This window comes from Rhodopirellula maiorica SM1 (genome assembly GCF_000346295.1).
GTDB lineage: Bacteria > Planctomycetota > Planctomycetia > Pirellulales > Pirellulaceae > Novipirellula > Novipirellula maiorica.
In genome coordinates this window covers 1-1,529 of sequence record NZ_ANOG01000081.1, presented here as the reverse complement: position 1 = coordinate 1,529, position 1,529 = coordinate 1, and the positions used below count along the sequence as shown (strand labels likewise).

The following is a 1,529-nucleotide window of genomic DNA, read 5'->3' as shown; positions in this document are numbered from 1 at the left end:
ATCGAAGATCGGCGTGAGAACTAACACAATGGCGGCTTGAATGACACGATCGAGCAAGTTTGGAATTCCGAGCTCTCTCGTGCCGCCATCGGGTTTGAGGATGGTCTTCCGCCGAACAGGTTCCGGGCGGTAGGTGCCATCGAGTAGTTGCCGACGAATGTTTTGCCAACGCGGAGCAAACCACTCGGGAAAGTCTTCGACCGTTAGACCGTCGGGCCCAGGGGCTCCACGGTTGGCCTTCACTCTCGCCCAAGCCATTTCCATGTTGACTTCAACGACAATCGCTTCCATCAGATTGTAAGCATCATCGCCCAAGGCTGACTTCTCGATGGCCGCCAGGTCCAAATCATCCGTCGGGATGTTTGCAGCAGCGTGATCCGCTTCGACGAAATCGAAGGCGAGTTGTTCTGCGTTCGTTGGTTCTGAGGTCATCGGTGGTTCGTTCCTTGACTGTTGACGTTCGGTTCTTCCCGCCGCCATTGGAATTGGCGGGCCGGTAGTACAACTTCTGCTGCATTCTCCAGGCACGTCATGCGTTACCGCATTCCGCCCCGCCTTTCGGGCAAGCCCTACTCACGGGTACGCCTGGAGTTCTCCCCAGATAAGGGTTATCGTGATCTGTCCCCGCCCAAGCTCCCGATCTACCTGCGCTAGTTCTTCCGGTTCGGTTTCGCAGTCAGCAGCCTGCTCACCTATAGACGTCGGCCTCATATCGGGTTTCTGTACGTAACCTGGCGAGTCTTGGCGTGAATGTGTCTGGCGACGGTTTTTAACGTTGAAGCTTGTCCGATTCGGTATTTGTTGAATCGGAACTGTTCTCGGCGGCTAGTCAGATTTACGGTCACATTCGCAGGCTTCCTTCCCACGGATCGTCACCTCCCCGCAGTTGCCTTCGCCTCGTACTGTTCTTTCGTTAGAATTTCATTTGGTATACTGACTCCATGAAAGAAACCGGAACTAAGTACAGGGGACTTTCACCCCATAAGATCACGCCCATGCTGGGCGTACTGCAACGGAGCGGCGGTGGTCGGCGGGTTTCTCTGCTTGCAAGATTACTCCCGACGCCCGCTGATGCGGGCCGTTCTGCTACTCAAATACGATCCATCGCATGACAGCACCTAATCCGTTTGATCCGCCTGCATCCACTGTCGAAGCGATTGGAGATACATCTGCGCCTGCATCGACGTGGTTGCGAAATCTCAAGGCGATGGCTGCCATCACAATCACTTACTCAGTCATTTCTGCCTTGTTTGCCCTGACGAAGTCGATGATGCCAGAGCCATTCTTCATCTTAGCTCTCGTTGCAATTTCGGCGCTGGCGTCAGCCTGGGCAAACCTCGCCCTCGGAACGAGGATTGGCTGGACGAGCGGCGGACTCCCGGTCGTGATGATCGTGTTCTTTGCTGCTCTTGTTGCGTATTGCTTGATCGCGCTTACCGTAGGCAATATGCTCTATCGAATGATCAACCCAATAACGATTTACTCACCATATCCTGCTTCATTCCCCTACTGAGAAAGCAGAACCATGT

1 protein-coding gene and 1 pseudogene are annotated in these 1,529 nt (G+C 54.3%); one reads left to right on the top strand and one right to left on the bottom strand.

Annotated features, from left to right (window positions below; translation table 11 throughout):
- A pseudogene (locus RMSM_RS02445) lies at positions 1 to 432 on the bottom strand (hypothetical protein); the annotation flags it as partial.
- A gap of 676 nt (positions 433 to 1,108) precedes the next feature.
- Here RMSM_RS02445 and RMSM_RS02435 point away from each other — a divergent pair.
- Positions 1,109 to 1,513, top strand: coding sequence for a hypothetical protein (locus RMSM_RS02435; protein WP_008691035.1), 405 nt, complete (start codon positions 1,109 to 1,111; stop codon positions 1,511 to 1,513).
- The last annotated feature ends 16 nt before the right edge of the window (positions 1,514 to 1,529 follow it).

Bases quoted from the DNA above. Each gene is read 5' to 3' on its own strand.
- RMSM_RS02435 (WP_008691035.1), top strand. From the start codon at position 1,109: ATGACAGCACCTAATCCGTTTGATCCGCCTGCATCCACTGTCGAAGCG.